Genomic DNA, 17109 nt, shown 5'->3' with positions numbered 1-17109 from the left:
CATGGTCTATAAAAACGGGTTCAGGGTGTGGGACGAAGAATTTGAGCGCGAACTGTATACATCGGAAGAGATACAAGAAAATAATATTCAGGCACAGCTTATGTGTGAGCTGATAAGGGCACGACAGGAGAAAAATGTCAGTCAAAGGGATTTGAAGGAAATGACCGGGATTGCCCAATCTACGATTGCGCGGATAGAAAGCGGTGCTACAGTTCCATCATTGACAACACTTATCAAGATATTGGCGCCTTTGGGAAAGACGTTGGCAATCGTTCCGATAACAAAGAATTGAAATCAACGGTCTACGCACAGCCCCGACAAGAAACATGTCGGGGTTAATTTTATGACATTTTTTGCCTCTAATTTTTCTATGATTAAGATTGACGGTCGTTCATACACTTTACATACAGCATAAAAAATTCCCGAAATCTAAGATCTCGGGAATCGTTGGTATCAGTGGAGCCGACTTCCGGACTCGAACCGGAGACCCCATCCTTACCATGGATGTGCTCTACCTACTGAGCTAAGTCGGCTTACAACGGTCATACTCTAATGCGGTAAGGGCATTTTTACATAAAAATGGTGGTAGGAGCTAGGTTCGAACTAGCGTAGGCTCACGCCGACAGATTTACAGTCTGTTGCCTTTGACCACTCGGCCATCCTACCACTCAGCTACGCCGCATATAGCGGCATTACAGAGAGATATTTTACATGATATCAGACGTTTGTCAAGACTTATGAGACGGCTTGGCGGTGGAAATATAGGACGGAGGCGGCCCCAAAGTCGGCCGCCTCCCCTTTACATATTTCCGGACTTCCCGCCGCCGGTTACATGGCGATGCTCATGCCGAGCTGCACGCCCCACGGTTCGCGCCGGCTGTCTCCGTCCGCGTAGTAGAAGCGGGCGTTGAGCCAGCTGTTTTTCGACAGCTGCCAGGCCGTACCGATGCCGAATACGCCCCATGTTCCGCCGTAATCGGAGGTAAAGTCCTCGTTCTCCATCGTGATCTTCGTCTCTCCGTCAAATTCATGCACGACGGAGGCGTCGAAGAAGATATCCAGAGAGCGGCCATTGCGCATCACCCATTTGCGTCCAAGCACAACTCCCAGCTTTCCGCGAAGGCTGTCCCCGTCGTCGATGCTCGCCCTCAGCCCTGAGGTCGTGACGATGTCTTTGCCGAATACGCGAAGGTAGGAGAGCTGCGCCGTCGGCTCCCAGTACCATCCGTTCCGCATGCTGAATCTTTTGCCGGCGATCAGCGACGCTCCGAGGCCGTTTTGCTCGAAGTCACTCTTGATCTTCTCGCTTGTGCCGTTGATGGCGGCGCTCGCCGAGCTGTTGTAACGGTTGTATTTGACGAGACCTCCGTAGTAGAGGCCGTCGGTGCGGCGCTTTATGCCGTAGAAGCTGGCCTGGAAAGAGTGCATGTCGGACTCTCCCCTGCCGCTGCTGAACGACCGCTGATCGTAGCCGTAGCCGGTCATGAAGCCGCGGAAGAGGGCTCCGTCAGAGGTTTCGTCTTTCGTGTCCCAGCCGACGGACATAGTGTAGAGTTTTTGCTCCTGATCGCCAAAGCTTCCCTGCGCGTTATGTTCGATCTTTTTTGCCGCGCCGTTGAACCAGAATCCGCCTTCGTAGCCCGGAGTGCCGTAGCTCTCAATACGTTTGTAGAGGGTATCGACCTCCAGATACCATATTTCAGGCATTATCACGGAGACGCCCGCTAAGGCCTTGCCGGAGGGGGCCAGCCCGTCCGACTGCAGGAACCAGTTTCTGTCGCTTCCGCTGTATTCGTCTGCCAGCGTGTATTTCCTGCCGCCCACGTCTACGTAGTGATCGGGGTTGGCGAGGGTAAAGTCGGCGTCGCTGCCCTGCGCCTCGTAGTCCGCGGCGGTGACGAGGATATGGCTTCTGTCGTTATAGGTGGACCCCTGCGAGGTGTTGGCGACGTAGAGGCTCGTCACCCCTTTCGCCTCGCCTTCGATACGCGTATAGTCGCCCGCCTGATTGGTAAGGTCGGCCTTTTTCCGGATCACCGCACCCTCAGAGGCCTCATATGAGCCGAAGGTAAGCATCTTGTGGGAGCTCGTGGCCGCGTCCGCGCCTATCAGGTCGATCACTCCGTGGTTTTCCAGTCTGCCCTTGATGTGCGAATCGCCCGTTACCTCCCACAGGTCCGAGCCGCCTTTCAGGGTGACGTCGACGGCCCCGCCGCCAAGCGCATTGACCGTCCCGATCAAGTAAGAGCCTCCGGAGAGCTGAACGTCAAGGGTACCGGCATCTGTTCCCTCATGCAGGATGTCGCCACGCAGGGAGCTGCCGCCCGAAACGTTCAGGGAGCCGGATGAATCGCTCCTGGCAAGGAGGTTATTGCCGGATACCGATAGATACATGCCGCTCAGGTTGGCGGTACCGCCGTTGTTGAGTTCTATTCCCACGGCATCGGTCCCCGAGACGGTGATACGGCCATCGGCCGCGTTCATGACGCCGCTTCCCCGGACTGAGGCGCCAACCGCGTTCGCCCCCTCCACGTGAATATTTTTAAGGATCCCCGTACCTCCGAGGATGCTCGTACCGGTTCCGTTATCCTGCGCGAATATCCGGCCGTCCGTGGTAAAGGTACCGGATTCGAGGAGGATACCCGTACCGCCGTCTTTCGCGGCTATCTGTCCCGTATGGCGAAGTTCGCCGTTATCGAGTATATATACGCCCGCGGCGTCCCTGTCGGAGGCCGTGATATCGCCTGAGAGCCCGGCGGAGCTAGCCTTCAGCTGCAGTCCGCGCGAACCCGCGCCGGAGGCGCTCACCGAGCCGCTTATATCGGCGCTGCTTCCGGCAAAGAGCGCCGCGCCGTAGGCGCCCTCTCCGCTCGCGGAGACGGCTCCGTCAAGTTTCAGGCTGCTGCCTGTGATATAGGCGCCGTAGGAACCCTTTCCGGCGGCAAGCAGGCCGCCCTCCGTCATTTCAATGTCATTGCCGATTCCCGCGTTGAAGCCGCGGGAGTTTTCGCCGAGAGCCGCCGCCGTGCCGCTTAATTTAACGCCGCTGCCGGCCTCGCTGCCGCTTTGCGCGATCATGTTGATTCCGATTCCATGGTCGCCGGAGACAACCAGGTCTCCCTTCATATCGACGAGGCTTCCATTGCGTATCGTCATACCGTAGGCCGACTGGTCGCCGTCGGAACGACCGCCTGTGACGTAGACGCTGCCCGTAAGGTCAAGTTTTCCCTCTCCCATTGAGACCCCTCTGGCGCCGTTTCCGGAGACCGAGATGTCGCCGCTCATCACAACGTCGCTTTTGGATGCCGAAAGGCCGTAGGCGAGGAGCTCTCCGCCGCCCGCGGCAGCCGCGGCGGCTCCGGAGACATACAGGTTCCCCAGGATATCCCCCGTACTGTCACTCATTGTGACGCCGGTCGCACCGCCCGCGTTCGCCTCTACGGAACCATTCAGCCTCACGTCGCTGCCAACGGTCACGAAGAGGCCCTTAGCCCCGTTGTTGGAGGCGACGATATCCGCCTCGATATCCGCGCTGCTGCCGTTACGCAGTGATATCCCGTAGGAATTTTCTCCCGAGGCGAGCACGCTGCCCCTCCCCTGAGTACCGCTGTATTCCAGATATCCGCCTCTGACGGCGATTCCCTGAGCGGCGATGCCCGAAGCCTCAACCACGTCGACGTTGGCTTTGATATCAGGGCCGGGCTGTATATTGTTGGCATCGGGCAGTCCGTTCGCTCCGATCGCCCCGTCGCCGGAAGCGATGATGTAGCCGGAGTTTATCCTGACGGAGGAGCCGGCGCCGGCGTTCAGCCCGATGGCGTCTTTACCCGAGGCGCTGATGTTGCCGGAAAAGTTGAGACTGTTAGCCGATTCCGCGGTGGTCTGAGCGTTCAGCTGTACGCCTCTGGCCCTTTCGCCGGAGGCGTCGATGTCCCCGGTGATATCGGCGGACGAACCGTTTCTCAGCACAACGCCGAAGGAGGAGTCAAGGCCGTCCCGGTAGTTGCCTGATACGGATACGCCGCCCTCCAGCTCAAGCGTGCTCGACGTCACGTAGACGCCGCGCGCCCCGTCGCCGGTAATTAAGATGTCTCCCGATATTTTGCCGGCACTGCCGCCGTTCAGGGAGACGCCGTAGGGGATTCTCACCGTACTGCCGTCTAAAACGCTGTTGGAAGAGACGGTAACGCCGTCTCCGATTTTAACGTTTGAACCGTTTGAGGCGTGGAGGCCATAGGCCATTTCGCCCGATAGGCTGACCTTCCCGCCAACGGTGATGTCCGCGTTGGTGCTCTGCGTCACAACTCCGTATGAACGCGCTCCGGAGACGTTTACATCGCCCTCTATCACGACCGTCGCGTTATCTCCGACCGTACGTACGCCTCTGGAATTGACGCCGCTTACGCTGACGTCGTTTTTCACTGTCAGCATATCGTCACTTGCCACCCTGCCCTGGGCCAGAGAGCCTGGGCTTTTATTGTCGGCGGTGACTTCGATGTGATCGACCGTTTCGACAGCCGCGATTGAAGGGCTATGCGCCGCGATGGCGAGGAAGGTGCCGACAATCGCCGCCGCGCCTAATTTTTTGTCTTCATCTGTTATCCTTCTCCTTTCTGTAACCTTCATAAGACCGTATTCATAAATTTTTATAAAAGAGCGCAGGGCAAAACCGCGCCCTCCCCTCCCGGCAGGAGCGGCACCAGTGGAAAACTTTGTCATATTTGAAACAGCCCAACGGGGAGTTTGAGGCAAAAAGAGCAGAGAGCGGCCGGGGGAACGCTGTACCTCCGTCAAATTACATGCAGGTTCGCTGGACGCTGTCGCCAGCTATATAACCGGGCTGCTGCGGATATCAGATGATATAACTTCTAAAATTCTCCCGCGGAGGTTGTTTGCCGCGGCTGTCCGTATATCCAAGAACTTTTTTCTTCAATCAAAAACGTTTTTAAACTTGGCGCTAAATATATCATATCTGACAAGCCAAATCTTCGTGTACTTACGCAGGAAATGAGAGACTGTCTTATCGCAAAATACCCTTGCGCCAGCCGGCTATTTAGTGTATAAGTAGCCTATTTGCCACGCACAATTTTCAGAAATATTGTAATATAATAGCCGTTGAATTTTAACAATTTGTATAATTAAGTCCAAATCCTTTAACACGGCATTTAACGGCGCATATTTCCGTTATGCCTTATATCAGAAATCATGCGCGGATATCGATCAAACCCTTATGGTTTATAATGGGTCTTGTATATCTCAAGCGGCCGTTAGGCTGGGGATATCTGTTTTTAAATCATCTGCCGGAGTGATGACGATGCGGGAACTTCCTAAACGGCAATATAATACTGTCTCAAAGATGCTTGACCTCTGGGAGAAGGGCGGGGAGCTTGACGTGGAGACGGCCAAAATGCTCAGAGACGGCATCGCCCCTATGCCCTTTGACTGGCAGAAGGCGGCACGCTGTCTATTGGCGGTGGCGCTTTGCTGTATCTTTGTGGGAATAGCGGCGCTGACGAGGGCCCGATGGGTGATCGATCTAATGCTCTGGCTCTTCGGAGGCAAAGCGATCGTAAAGTGCATATTCTTCGCGGTGGTGGCCGCCGCCCTTTATCTTTGGAGCGGCAAACGCAGACGGCATTTTCCTGAAAAGGTATTCACCAACGAGGCGATGCTTTTTCTCGGCGTCCTTTCGACGGCCGCCTCGATCGCATGGCTCGGCAAGGCACTCGATAACGGCAGCGGCCACTTTTCGCTGCTCCTGGGACTCGCGGCGCTCGTCTACGGTACGATAGCGCTCGCGCTGGACTCCATTCTGGTATGGATTTTCGCCCTCTTTTCCCTCGGCAGCTGGCTTGGAGCCGAAACAGGCTATGTATCTGGCTGGGGAGCCTACTGGCTGGGACTTAATTATCCGGCCCGTTTCTCGCTCTACGGTGCCCTGCTCACGGCGCTGTCGCAGCGAATGGAAAGATACGGACGCCTTGCTCCGTTCACGCGAAGCACGCTCAGCGTCGGGCTGTTGTTTCTTTTTGTAAGCCTGTGGATAATGTCTATCTTCGGCAACTACGGCGATATGAATTCATGGTATGACGTACGCCAGATGGAGCTTTTCCACTGGTCGCTCCTCTTCGCCGCCGCCGCAGGCGTTTCGCTGTGGCTGGGAATCAAGCGCGACGACGCCATGCTCCGCGGCTACGGCCTGACCTTTCTCGGGATAAACCTCTATACGCGCTACTTTGAGAATTTCTGGAACGGCATGGATAAGGGGCTTTTCTTCCTGATATTGGGCGGCAGCCTCTGGTTTCTCGGCTCAAAGGCGGAAAAGATCTGGAATATAAAAAAATATCAGGGCCTGCCGAAAGATAACGGCAAAGAACCTGATAAATGATAAGAGACAGCGCAGGAAAAAACAGGCCGCCCCTGCGGGCGGCCTTGATTTTTTTAAGATGGTGGTAGGAGCTAGGTTCGAACTAGCGTAGGCTCACGCCGACAGATTTACAGTCTGTTGCCTTTGACCACTCGGCCATCCTACCACAAAAGTAAGCCGGTCAACACGGCGTCACGAAAAGATATTTTACAGGATATCACGCTTTTGTCAACCCGAACAGCCTCGTTCTCAGGGCAAACGCATAAGCTGACAGCCTGCGCCCATGCTGCCGGACAGCGTCATTTTTAGCGCTTTCACAACGTTCGCCGTAATTTACTTTAGGGATATTAAGAAAAATGATATATTTTCCCTCCTGTAAATGTTCATCGCAACCTTCCACTGCCATGTGAAAGCGAAAAATGCCGCAGCCCGGCAGCGCGGGCTGCTCAATGTTCGTCAAAAGACTTGATACGATTACCTTGACCGTCGGCCCGACGACCTTTACGCCATGGTGATTACCGTACCGGCTCCGTTCTCCAACGCGTCGATAGCCTTCGCAAGCGAGGTGATGATCGCCTTCTTGCCGGGGAAACGGCGGGCGAACTTGATCGCCGCCATGACCTTCGGTTCCATGCTGCCGGAGCCAAACTGCCCCTCTTCCATATATTTTATCGCTTCGGCGACGGTGATGTGGGAAAGCGCCTTCTGGTCGGGCTTGCCGAAGTTGACGTAGACGTTCTCGACCTCGGTGAGGATGAGAAGGATGTCTGTCTCCATATCCTCCGCCAGGCGCTCCGCCGCGAGATCCTTGTCGATGACCGCCGCCACGCCGGTGAGCGAGCCGTCCATGTTCTCGATCACGGGAATACCGCCGCCGCCCGCCGTTACGACGATCGTCGAATCCCAGAGGCGCTTGACGGAATCAAGTTCAACGATCCGCTTCGGCTTCGGCGAGGGGACGACGCGGCGCCAGCCGCGGCCGGAGTCCTCTTTCATCGTCCAGCCCTTTTCCTTGGCTACCTTCTCGGCCTCTTCGGCGCTGTAGAAGCGGCCGATCGGCTTCGTCGGCTTTTCAAAGGCGGGGTCGCTCTCATCCACAATGACCTGCGTGACGAGCGTCACGACGGGAACGTTGCGGTTCCTGTTGCGCAGAGCGTCGCGAAGGCTCTGCTGGATCTGATAACCGATGTAACCCTCGGTCATCGCGCCGCAGCAGTCAAAGGGGATCGCGGGAAGCTGGTCCGGCTGAGAGGCCGCCGCTATCTCCTGCTGGAGCACAAGACGACCGACCTGCGGTCCGTTCCCGTGAACTACCGCCATCTCATATCCGCTGCAGCTGATATCAGCGAGATTCTCACAGGTCTTTTTAACGACCTTGAGCTGCTCCTCCGCCGTCGGCGGGGTACCTGCCTCCATAAGAGCATTGCCGCCAAGGGCAATTACTACCTTAGTTGCTTTTGAGGGGTTGTCGTTCGTGGCGATCGAATGCGGAATCATTGTTATCAAGCACTCCTTCATATTAAAAATTTTTAGTCTGGATAAATAATTTTTTGTCTCTATATTATAAACCCAAACCACTAAAAAGTTCAATATACCAATTTAAAAAAGGGGAATTTTTCCGCAATTTCACCACAGCGCAGCATATAACCGCTATCCATTCTAAACCTGTTATAAACCTTGAGTTTACTTAGACCATTCCGAGGATATACGCCCAGGCGGGAATGGAGATGATGCCGAGCAGCGTAGTCGCGGCGACGAGGTCGGCGGCGTACTCGCTGTCCATCCCCATGCCGCGCGCGAGGATGAAGCAGTTTACGGCGTTCGGCATCGCGCTGAGCATCACGGTGACCTGAAAGAGCTCCTTGGAGATGGGAAGGAGAAACAGCACCGCGCACATTATCGCGGGGTTGACCGCCAATTTTATCAGCGTATCGAACCAGGTACTGCTCAGTATCTTAACGATCTTGCCCATGCGCGACAGGTCGAGCGAACCACCGAGGGCCAGCAGCGCCACAGCGGTCGCAGCCCCGCTCATCAGCTTCATCGCCTCGTCAAAGACAAAATGGATCGAGAAGCCAAAGGACGCGGCGATAACGCCCAGCACACAGGAGATTATCAGCGGGTTCAGGGCAAGCTTCTTCAGCATATTCAAAATGCCGCTTACGGATGGCCGTCCGTAGAGGACCGCCTCTCCCGCGGCGATAGAGAGAAGCTGGAAGGATACGGTCGTAACGGCCACATATATGGAGGCCTCGTGAAGCCCCGCCTCACCCATCGCCATCTGAATGACGGGAAAACCAAGATAAATGTTGTTGCTGCGGAATGAGGAGAATACCGAGACGGCCACCCGCTTCACGTTTCCCCTATGGGCAAACCATACGGAGCCGATATAGGCCACGATTATCGTGAGGATATAACATAGCGTGCTGGCTATGAGTAGATTGGGCTGTTTTAAGACCTCCGTACCGGCGATATAGGTGGTGCGGAAGAGAAGGGGAGGCAGTATGACCCAGTAGAGGGTCTTCATAAGGGCGGAAATGTCGTCGGCGGAATAAAAGCCGCGGGCACGCAGCTGGTTTCCCGTTATAATTATGATGACGAGGGGCAGTACTAGAAAAAATCCAAACATACGGTTCTCCCTTTCAGTCTCAACTAGGTTACTATTATAGACCATATCGTTTTATTTAATATATATTTGAAAGGCGGCATAAGATGAAGGCAAAATTAAAAATTCCACTGCAAATATTACTAATGGCGCTGCTGCTGTTTTGCGCCGTATTTTCCGGTGCTCAGGCCAGAACCGCGCAGCTGCGCTATTACGCCGTCGACGTCGGGCAGGGGGACTGTTCGCTCTTTATCCTTCCCAACGGACAAAATATCGTGATCGACGCGGGCCCCGAGAAAAACGCTTAAACAGACGGTGCGTTATCTTAAATCCTGCGGCGTGAAAAGGGTAGACCTGCTCGTGGCGACGCACCCGCACGAGGACCACATCGGCGGTATGAAGGAGCTGCTTTCGGCCTTTCCGGTGGGCAAGATATGGGACTCCGGCTATAACCACGGCTCCCGCGTACAGCGCGACTTTTACCGCGCCATCAAAGATGGAAAGATCGCCTTTGGGCGGCCGAAGCGCGGCTTCTCCGAGAATTTCGGCGACGTCAGAGTCGATGTGCTGGGCCCCGCGAAGCTGCTTAAAAATACCGACAGCGACGCCAATAACAACGGCCTCGTTCTGCTCGTCACCTACGGCGACATCTCCTTCTTGATCACCGGCGACATGGAGAGGGAGGAACGCAGGACTTTAGAACCGCTGCCGCAGGCGACGGTGCTCAAGGCGGCGCACCACGGCAGCCGCAACGGGACGGACGGAAATATGCTGCGCGAGCTCTCCCCCGAGATAATCATTCTCAGCTACGCGCGGGGCAACAGCTACGGACATCCGCACAAAGAGGTGGTCAAAGCCATCAGGGAGGCGGGAGTGCGCCGCTTCGACACCGCTGACGGAACCGTCAAGCTGCGCACGGACGGCAAAGGCATCACATTTGAGAGAAAGAGGGTAGTCAAATGAGGGACGGTAAGAAAAAAAGCCTGCTCTTTATCGACGCGGTGGCTGAGGGCACAGCGCGGCTGCTGCCGAAGGACGGCCCCGCCTTCGAGTTTCCCGCGGCGCTGCTGCCGGCGGGCGCGCGAGAGGGCTGCCAAGTGGAGATCACGGCGGTGCTGCGCTGCGAAAACGGCTGTCGGGAAGAGATCGACTCCCTGCTGGACGAACTCGGAGACAATCCCTGAGAGGCGATAGACAAGCGCGGGCTCTGTTAGTACAATTAAAAATGGTTTTTATCCGAATTCATGAAAAGGGGAATATAAATGGCCGGAACCACCGCAAGATATCACAAAAATTATCCCGTATCGTGGGAACAGGTACAGAGGGACTGCCGCGCCCTTGCCTGGAAGCTGCTTGACATCCGCTCCGACTGGAGCCGTCTCATAACCGTGGCGCGCGGAGGGCTGGTCCCCGCGGCGATCATCGCGCGCGAGCTCAACATTCGCCTGGTGGACACCATCTGCATATCGAGCTACACAATGCGCGACCAGTCGGCGGCCAACATCCTCAAGCGACCCGACCTCGCGGGGGTCGACGATACATGGCTGATAATCGACGACCTCGTTGACACCGGCAAAACGGCGAAGATCGTCCGCGCCATGTTCGGCCCCGCCCATTTCGCCACCGTCTACGCGAAACCCGAGGGACGCCCAATGGTCGACACCTTCGTCACCGAGGTCAGCCAGGATACTTGGGTGCTCTTCCCCTGGGATACCGCGCCGACTACGGCCTTCATCCCGCCCATCGTCGATATGGAGCTGGAGAAATAGGGACAGTCCGACAGACAGCGATTCAGTTCAGATAAAAAACGTTCCGGTGTCCGCGCCGTTCGCCCATAATACCTGCGGGTATCCGGCGCGCCTGAGCGTTAAATATATTTTCTCTGTAAAAACACAACGCCGCGGACTCCGTAAAAAGAGCCGCGGCGTCGTATTTATCGTCTATCCGCCGAAAACCGGCGGCCTGCCTAAGCTATTCCGCCTCTTCCTTACGCTTCGCGCGTTCGGCACGCATTGAGAATTTCTTGGCGTGCGGGTCGCCGCGCGTGGGGACGATACAGAAAAACTCAAGCGGCACGTCGCTGTCGTTCTTATATTCGTGGAGAAGGCCTCCGGGAACGCGCGTCCAGTAACCGGTCTTCATGAGATATGGAACACGTTTGCCCGGCTCCTCCTCGACCTCAACGACGCCGTCGCCGGACAGCGTGAACATCAGGTGGTCCCATTCATGTTCGTGCGCGGGAATACCCCTGTGCGCCGGCAGGATAAAATGGCGCATGACATAATCGTCCCAGCAGTTCTCAGGGCCGTATATCGTCCTCTTCTCTATCTCCGGCGCAAGCGCCGAGGCGTTCTGCAGCGGAAGCTCGTATATCGAACCATAATTTTTTTCTTTTTCGCTCATAATATCCCCTCCACACAAATAAACTGGTGATTCCTTACTGCAACAGTCTAGCATAAATCGGCCGAAGCCTGTACTCTGAACCGTAAAAATCTTATTAGTAAAAGACCGGCACAGAAAAAACTCCATGCCGGCCTCTCTGAGTCATTCGTTATGCCTGCGGGAGAGGGCCTCACGCAAGCGTAAAGCGCTCTATCCTACTTCTTAAGCTCCTCAAGTCCCGCCTTGATCTTGTCCGGGGTTGCGGGGATAGCCTTGATACGGACGCCACAGGCATCGTGGATAGCGTTGCAGACCGCGATATGCGGCGCGGAGAGCGGCATCTCGCCGGTTCCAGAAGCTCCGAAGGGGCCAAGCGGACGCGGTGTCTCTACGTGGACCAGTTCGAGTTCATCGGGGATATCCTTAATGTAGGGCAGACCCATGACGACAAAGTTGTTGTACTTATTCTCGTCAAGGAAATCCTCCGTGAGGGCAAGTCCGATACCCTGCGCGATACCGCCGTACTGCTGTCCGTCGACAACGAGGTAGTTGTTGATGACGCCTACGTCTCCGACAAGCACGAACTTCTCGCAGTGGGCCTTGCAGGTCTTCATATCGATGGAGACCATCGCGAGGTTGACGGCGAACATATGGAAGCCGAAGGGTTTGCCGAGTCCGGTATCCTTATCGTTGCCCGAGCAGACCTCGGTCGAACCGTCGGCGTGCAGTACCATCGCCTGCGTGTAGCCCTCGTAGAATACGGGGATATTCTCGGCGATCATCTCGTCGTAGGTGCGGTATGTGCCGTCTTCCTTACGCATCGCGTCAAGAAGCTTCTTGCAGCTGTCGACGATCGCGTTGCCGACCATGACCTGTGAACGGCTGGCGGCGGCGGCGCCGCTGTTCGGAGCCTTCGCGGTGTCTGAGAGGACAAGCTTGATCTGCTCGGGAGCAAGTCCAAGCGGCTTCAGCGCCTCATGCGCCGTGCCCACGCAGCCGATATCTGCGCCCTGTCCGTGGTCTTCCCAGGTGTTGTAGAGGATGACGCCGTCCTTCGTAAGCTCGATGTTGCTAGCCGCTTCGTCGGCGCCGTCGTCGTTTGAGTTGTAGATACCGATCGATACGCCTACGCCGTACTTCTTTTCATCCGTTGAGAGCTCCGCCGCCTTCTTCTTCATCTCTTCGTAGTAGGGGCGGGCCTTCTTCATCATCTCGGGAAGCGGGAACACTTCAGGCGCGTATCCCGAGGGGAACTGTCCGCGCGGATTCTCCGTAAACGGCTCCCACTCAAGGAGGTTCATCTCGCGGAAATCAAACGGGTCGATGCCGCACTTGTTGGCGAGCATGTCCATCGCCGTCTCGCAGCCCCAATATGTCTGCGGGGCGCCGTAGGCGCGGAAGGCCGCGCTCCAGCGGTGGTTGCTCCAGCAGGTATAGCCGGTGGCACGCATCTTCTCATACGCGTAGGGCGAGAAGAAGAACTGTCCGCCCTTATTCGTAAGGTCGTTGGCCGATTCGCTGAAGGGGCCGTGATCGACCCACCAGGTCTGCTCCGCTCCGACGAGCTTGCCGCTCTTGTCGGCGCCGACGCGGATGTGCATGAGGAACGGCGAACGTTTCGGTGTGCGGATATTATGCTCCTTCATGTTTATGCGCATGTAGACGGGACGTCCGCAGGCAATGAGGGCGATCGCGAGATAAGGTTCGTTGGTCGGGGCGACCTTATAACCAAAGGAGGCGCCCATGTTGTTCTGTATAACGCGGATCTTCGAGGGGGCCACGCCGACGCCGCGCGCGATCATCATCTGATGGCGGTAGACGCAGATCGACTTTGAGGCGATCGTCAGTTTGCCCTCTTCGTCGTAATAGGCATACCCGCAGTCTGGCTCAAGCACCATATGAGGCTGGCGTGAGCTGAGGAATTCGTCGTCGACGACATATTCGGCCTTGTCGAGATCACTCTTGGGATCGTCGCCCTTTGTGAATACGCGTTTGTTCCAGGCGTTGGGCATGCCATCGTAGCCTTCGATGTCATCGTAGACCTTTATCGCGTCGGGAGCCATTGCCTGATAGATGTCGATAAGCTCGGGAAGCGGCTCATAGTCAACCTTGATCTTGGCGGCAGCTTCGCGGGCGTGGGCCTCCGTATCGGCGCAGACTATCGCGGCGACGTCGCCCCACTGGCGGATCTTGTCTCCCTCCTCGACCATGATGCGGCGCTCCCAGCCGTCCGTGAGGGCGGAGGCGCAGCCGACCTGGCCACGGATACGGTTCGTACCCTTGACGTCTTTGTAGGTGACTACCTTAAATACGCCGGGCATCTTCTCGGCTTCGCTGACGTCGATCTTATTGACCTTCGCGTGGCGCACGCCTTCAACCGAATAGGGATAGGCGAAGAGGAACTCTTCGGGCAGCTTCAGGCGGTCGTCATCGCCGAAATCCCAAAGGCCGGTCGCCTTGTAGACCGCGCTCGGACGCGGATAATCGGTGTTCCACACGGAATCTCCCGGTTTGTACATCTTCGCGAGGTCGACGATCTTCTCTTCGCCGCGAATGATGGCGGCGGCCTTCATAACGGCGTCGACTATCTGCTTGTAGCCGGTGCAGCGGCAAGCCATCCAGTTCTTGCTGAACCACTCGCGAACCTCTTCGCGCGTCGGGTTCGGGTTCTGGTCGAGAAGAGCCTTACCGCAGGTGATGAATCCGGGGGTGCAGAAACCGCACTGGATAGCGCCGCAGACGATCATCGCCCACTGCAGGGCGTGGAGATTGTCGGGGGTGCCTATTCCTTCGATCGTCGTGATCTGCGAGAATTCGGGAACGTTCTTCCAGCGGGTGATACAGGCGCGAACCACCTTGCCGTTGAGTATTACGTTGCAGACGCCGCACTGGCCGCAGTCGCAGCCCCGCTTTGTGCCCGTCATCTTCAGCTGGTCGCGAAGAACGGTGAGAAGCGTGACCTCGGGTTTGCCAATTACGCGCCTCGGTACGCCGTTGATGGTAAGATTCTTGACATGATAGCTGGACTGGACCTGTGCCTCTGTCATTTCCTTTGCCATTGAAAATCTCCTCTCTCGAAATGAATTTTTCCATATCCCATGCGGGAACTCTGGAAATAATTAAGAAACCTTGACTGCATTTTCATCGGAAAGAGGGAGTGGTGCACATCGCCCGTTAACGCGGCAAATATACTCTTACCCCTTTCCAATTCGGATGCTCTGCGCATCCCGGGAGGCTTCGCGGTTTCCCGCAAAAGCCCTTGGAGCCTTTCGGCTCACTGGTCACATCTCCATAGCCTGTTCGCGTTAGGAAATGAAACTCGGGGTTGCAACTAAGTTGCAACTATTGTCTAAACTTTCTATACAAATCATACAAAAGTACACAATAATGAGCAATATTTAGGTAGAATATGAGACATTATGCGCTTTTTTGATTAATTTATGGATAGTAAAATTTCTTTACAAGTAAGTTGCAAAAAGACATAAAATGAACCGATAACGGGCAAAAGTACAAAAATTACCGGCTCTCGGCAGCGAAACCACAATATTTGACCGCTGTCAATTAATGATAATATCGCGCGGCCTTCCCATCAAAAAATATCTTTCTTATATAGCTTATTCACGCGCGTATAAGTTTTACCCGCTCAAAACACCCTAAATTCCCTCCGTCCCTCCGGGAGCATTCGCAGCCAATCCGCTTTTTGCGCCGATATAAATAACAGTGCGCGGCGGCGCTGTTTTTTACAAGTGGGTTTTCGGAATTTTATCTATTAAAGACAAAAGAGAGGGAAGCCACCCCCTCTCTTCTGTCTCTCTATTATTTAATTAATTCAAATCAGGGCCGGGCGCCTACAGCAGCGCCATGCGGTAACGCTTTTCGGGACGGCCCACGCGGCGGTAGGCGTACTCTACGACAACGCGTTCGCTCATGGTAAGAAACTCAAGGTAGCGGCGCGCGGTGGAGCGGGAGATACCTAGATGCTCGCCGACCTCCTGCGCGGAGAAGGTCTCCTCGTTGCTCTTGAGGAATGATTCGATGTCGTTGAGGCACTTGAGCTGGAGCCCTTTGGGGATCGAACGGTTGTTGGCCCACGAGGGGTCGTGGCTCTTCATTGAGACGAGGGCGTCCAGGTCCTCCTGCTGCCACGGGCGCGTCCTGCCGGTGAGCGAGTGGTGGTATATCTGGTAGTTTTTCAGCGCGGCACGCAGGCGGTCAAAGGAAAAGGGCTTAACGAGAAATTCAAAGACGCCGGCGCAGAGCGCCTTGCGCACAAGCTCGGGATTCTCCCCCGAGGAGACTACGATATAGTCTGTGCGTGAGAAGGATTTGCGAAGGTCGTCGAGCCCTTCGATCGCGCTGAAATCTCTGAGGAACAGGTCAAGCAGCACCAGGTCAACGTCGATGCAGCGCATCGCCTCGAACATCTGCGGCCCCGTGGAGACGCACTTTAGCAGAGTAAAAGCGCTGTCGTTGATGATAATATCGGAATAAAGCTTTTGAAGAAGTGGATCTGACTCTGCGATCAAAACTTTTAGGCTGCGCATTTTAACCTCTTCCTCCTCTCTAATCTCATGGATTCGGTGCTCCCGCAAAGATAAGGAAAAGGCCGCCGCACAGGCCTGCGCCTGTGGTCTCTTTTCCCCTTTCCAAGTGGGAGGCACCTTCGTTTCCAAAGATACCCATTGGTCGTGCTCCATAAGAATATTTTTCTTTACAGGAGCTTTGACTCGGGGTATTATTCATTTTTATTCATTTAAGATTATAACAAAGAGGTTATTTTCGTCAAGGAGAGAGGCATATTTCTAAAAATCGGCGTTCGTGAACATCGCTCATCCGTACCTGGACAAAAAACACGGCAAAAAGCGAAATATCCTGTTGCAAAGTTTCTACTCTTCCACTATTATAATATCGCACAATGCAATTTTATTCCATACGTTGGAAACATAATATATTTTGGAGGCTGTCATGAAGGAAGATTCCGTACGTTCCGTAGAACGCGCCTTTTCCATATTAAAGGCATTTACAAGAGACGATTATAAGCTGACGCTCAGCGAACTCGCGGAGAGGATACAACTTCCCGTGACGACGACGCTGCGCCTTGCCAGCACCCTCGAGAACCTAAATATGCTTCACCGACACAGCGACCGCTGTTACTCGCTCGGCAACCAGCTCTATCTGCTCGGCAGCGTGGCGAAGGCCAATTTCCGTCCGCAGCAGATAATCTATCCTTATATGAAGAGGATGCGCGACGAGACGAAGGAGGCCGTTTCTCTTTACGGCGTCGTCGGCGAGGACCGCGCCTGCTTTGAGCATGTGGAAAGCCTGCTCTCGATGCAGTGCGTGATGCGCGTCGGGGACCGCCTGCCGCTTTGGGCGGGCGCGGGCGGAAGGGCGCTGCTCGCCTTTCTCGGCGAGGAGACCATCGAACGCGAAATAAAGAAAGCCCATAAGATCACCGCGACGACCCTCTTCGAGCCTGATAAGCTGCGGCTGGAGCTCTCAAATGTGCGCACCCTCGGCTATTCCCTAAGCTACGGAGACCGCGAAGAGGGCATCATCTCGGTCGCCGTACCCATCTTCAACCGCCGCGGCGAGCTCGCCTTCTCATTCTCTATCGCGGGACCGGCGCAGAGATTCACCGAGGAACAGGCGGTAAATCTCGTTCCGCAGATACAAAAGATGTGCAGAGAGGTCTCAACTCAGATATAATAGGGACGGCACGGCAAAATACAAAACAGCTTCCGCCGCTCCGTTT

Annotated in this window: 13 protein-coding genes, 3 tRNA genes and 2 riboswitches; of the genes, 7 read left to right on the top strand and 9 right to left on the bottom strand. The window is 55.4% G+C overall.

Features of this window, described 5'->3' with window-relative positions; translation table 11 throughout:
- Window position 1 precedes the first annotated feature (1 nt).
- Window positions 2–292 carry a helix-turn-helix domain-containing protein gene (locus BED41_RS02560; protein ID WP_066742727.1) on the top strand — a complete coding sequence of 97 codons (291 nt, stop codon included), beginning with the start codon at window positions 2–4 and terminating at the stop codon, window positions 290–292.
- 165 nt (window positions 293–457) lie between these two features.
- Here the strand turns inward: BED41_RS02560 and BED41_RS02555 are convergent.
- From BED41_RS02555 to BED41_RS02545, 3 genes are all read right to left on the bottom strand, one after another.
- Window positions 458–533, bottom strand: a tRNA-Thr gene (locus BED41_RS02555).
- Window positions 534–580: 47 nt separating this feature from the next.
- Window positions 581–666: transfer RNA gene (locus BED41_RS02550), tRNA-Tyr, on the bottom strand.
- Window positions 667–828: 162 nt separating this feature from the next.
- Window positions 829–4626, bottom strand: coding sequence for an autotransporter outer membrane beta-barrel domain-containing protein (locus BED41_RS02545; RefSeq protein ID WP_168160217.1), 3798 nt, complete (start codon window positions 4624–4626; stop codon window positions 829–831).
- Window positions 4627–5314: 688 nt separating this feature from the next.
- Here BED41_RS02545 and BED41_RS02540 point away from each other — a divergent pair.
- Window positions 5315–6388, top strand: a complete 1074-nt coding sequence (locus BED41_RS02540; RefSeq protein WP_066742723.1) for a DUF2157 domain-containing protein — start codon at window positions 5315–5317, stop codon at window positions 6386–6388.
- A 59-nt stretch (window positions 6389–6447) separates the two neighbouring features.
- On the opposite strand, the gene BED41_RS02535 is transcribed toward BED41_RS02540, so the two are convergent.
- From BED41_RS02535 to BED41_RS02525, 3 genes are all read right to left on the bottom strand, one after another.
- Window positions 6448–6533, bottom strand: a tRNA-Tyr gene (locus tag BED41_RS02535).
- 335 nt (window positions 6534–6868) lie between these two features.
- Window positions 6869–7864 carry a carbamate kinase gene (gene arcC, locus BED41_RS02530; RefSeq protein ID WP_066742722.1) on the bottom strand — a complete coding sequence of 332 codons (996 nt, stop codon included), beginning with the start codon at window positions 7862–7864 and terminating at the stop codon, window positions 6869–6871.
- A 190-nt stretch (window positions 7865–8054) separates the two neighbouring features.
- The gene (locus BED41_RS02525) at window positions 8055–8996 is read right to left on the bottom strand and encodes an AEC family transporter (protein WP_066742720.1); all 942 of its coding nucleotides are present in this window, start codon (window positions 8994–8996) and stop codon (window positions 8055–8057) included.
- A gap of 83 nt (window positions 8997–9079) precedes the next feature.
- On the opposite strand from BED41_RS02525, the gene BED41_RS16340 reads away from it, so the two are divergent.
- The 4 genes from BED41_RS16340 (at window position 9080) to gpt (ending at window position 10741) form a co-directional block, all read left to right on the top strand.
- The gene (locus tag BED41_RS16340) at window positions 9080–9280 is read left to right on the top strand and encodes a hypothetical protein (RefSeq protein WP_157102239.1); all 201 of its coding nucleotides are present in this window, start codon (window positions 9080–9082) and stop codon (window positions 9278–9280) included.
- A gap of 7 nt (window positions 9281–9287) precedes the next feature.
- Entirely contained in the window at window positions 9288–9935 is a 648-nt protein-coding gene (locus BED41_RS02520; RefSeq protein WP_066742718.1) for a ComEC/Rec2 family competence protein, read from the top strand.
- Window positions 9932–10156 (top strand): hypothetical protein, encoded by a 225-nt coding sequence (locus tag BED41_RS02515; RefSeq protein ID WP_066742714.1) that lies wholly within the window; start codon window positions 9932–9934, stop codon window positions 10154–10156. The genes BED41_RS02520 and BED41_RS02515 overlap by 4 nt, the downstream gene beginning before the upstream one ends.
- 78 nt (window positions 10157–10234) lie before the next feature.
- Complete coding sequence (gpt, locus tag BED41_RS02510; RefSeq protein WP_066742711.1) at window positions 10235–10741, top strand: xanthine phosphoribosyltransferase; 507 nt, start codon at window positions 10235–10237, stop codon at window positions 10739–10741.
- Window positions 10742–10943: 202 nt separating this feature from the next.
- On the opposite strand, the gene BED41_RS02505 is transcribed toward gpt, so the two are convergent.
- From BED41_RS02505 to BED41_RS02495, 3 genes are all read right to left on the bottom strand, one after another.
- Entirely contained in the window at window positions 10944–11375 is a 432-nt protein-coding gene (locus tag BED41_RS02505) for a cupin domain-containing protein (protein ID WP_066742709.1), read from the bottom strand.
- 194 nt (window positions 11376–11569) lie between these two features.
- Window positions 11570–14413: a molybdopterin-dependent aldehyde oxidoreductase gene (locus BED41_RS02500; RefSeq protein ID WP_066742707.1), complete on the bottom strand. Its 2844-nt coding sequence runs from the start codon at window positions 14411–14413 to the stop codon at window positions 11570–11572.
- 122 nt (window positions 14414–14535) lie between these two features.
- A riboswitch (molybdenum cofactor riboswitch) is annotated at window positions 14536–14691 on the bottom strand.
- A 511-nt stretch (window positions 14692–15202) separates the two neighbouring features.
- Complete coding sequence (locus BED41_RS02495; protein ID WP_066742706.1) at window positions 15203–15898, bottom strand: response regulator; 696 nt, start codon at window positions 15896–15898, stop codon at window positions 15203–15205.
- A gap of 79 nt (window positions 15899–15977) precedes the next feature.
- A riboswitch (molybdenum cofactor riboswitch) is annotated at window positions 15978–16099 on the bottom strand.
- A 220-nt stretch (window positions 16100–16319) separates the two neighbouring features.
- Between BED41_RS02495 and BED41_RS02490 the strand changes: the two genes are divergently transcribed.
- Window positions 16320–17063, top strand: a complete 744-nt coding sequence (locus BED41_RS02490; RefSeq protein ID WP_066742703.1) for an IclR family transcriptional regulator — start codon at window positions 16320–16322, stop codon at window positions 17061–17063.
- Window positions 17064–17109 lie beyond the last annotated feature (46 nt).

The organism is Cloacibacillus porcorum (assembly GCF_001701045.1).
Classification (GTDB): domain Bacteria; phylum Synergistota; class Synergistia; order Synergistales; family Synergistaceae; genus Cloacibacillus; species Cloacibacillus porcorum.
The sequence above is the reverse complement of the archived record's forward strand: the minus strand, read 5'-3'. Positions and strand labels throughout refer to the sequence as shown.

Coding starts and splice junctions, on each gene's coding strand:
- BED41_RS02560 (WP_066742727.1), top strand. CDS start 2: ATGGTCTATAAAAACGGGTTCAGGGTGTGGGACGAAGAATTTGAGCGC.
- BED41_RS02545 (WP_168160217.1), bottom strand. CDS start 4,626: ATGAAGGTTACAGAAAGGAGAAGGATAACAGATGAAGACAAAAAATTA.
- BED41_RS02540 (WP_066742723.1), top strand. CDS start 5,315: ATGCGGGAACTTCCTAAACGGCAATATAATACTGTCTCAAAGATGCTT.
- arcC (WP_066742722.1), bottom strand. CDS start 7,864: ATGATTCCGCATTCGATCGCCACGAACGACAACCCCTCAAAAGCAACT.
- BED41_RS02525 (WP_066742720.1), bottom strand. CDS start 8,996: ATGTTTGGATTTTTTCTAGTACTGCCCCTCGTCATCATAATTATAACG.
- BED41_RS16340 (WP_157102239.1), top strand. CDS start 9,080: ATGAAGGCAAAATTAAAAATTCCACTGCAAATATTACTAATGGCGCTG.
- BED41_RS02515 (WP_066742714.1), top strand. CDS start 9,932: ATGAGGGACGGTAAGAAAAAAAGCCTGCTCTTTATCGACGCGGTGGCT.
- gpt (WP_066742711.1), top strand. CDS start 10,235: ATGGCCGGAACCACCGCAAGATATCACAAAAATTATCCCGTATCGTGG.
- BED41_RS02505 (WP_066742709.1), bottom strand. CDS start 11,375: ATGAGCGAAAAAGAAAAAAATTATGGTTCGATATACGAGCTTCCGCTG.
- BED41_RS02500 (WP_066742707.1), bottom strand. CDS start 14,413: ATGGCAAAGGAAATGACAGAGGCACAGGTCCAGTCCAGCTATCATGTC.
- BED41_RS02495 (WP_066742706.1), bottom strand. CDS start 15,898: ATGCGCAGCCTAAAAGTTTTGATCGCAGAGTCAGATCCACTTCTTCAA.
- BED41_RS02490 (WP_066742703.1), top strand. CDS start 16,320: ATGAAGGAAGATTCCGTACGTTCCGTAGAACGCGCCTTTTCCATATTA.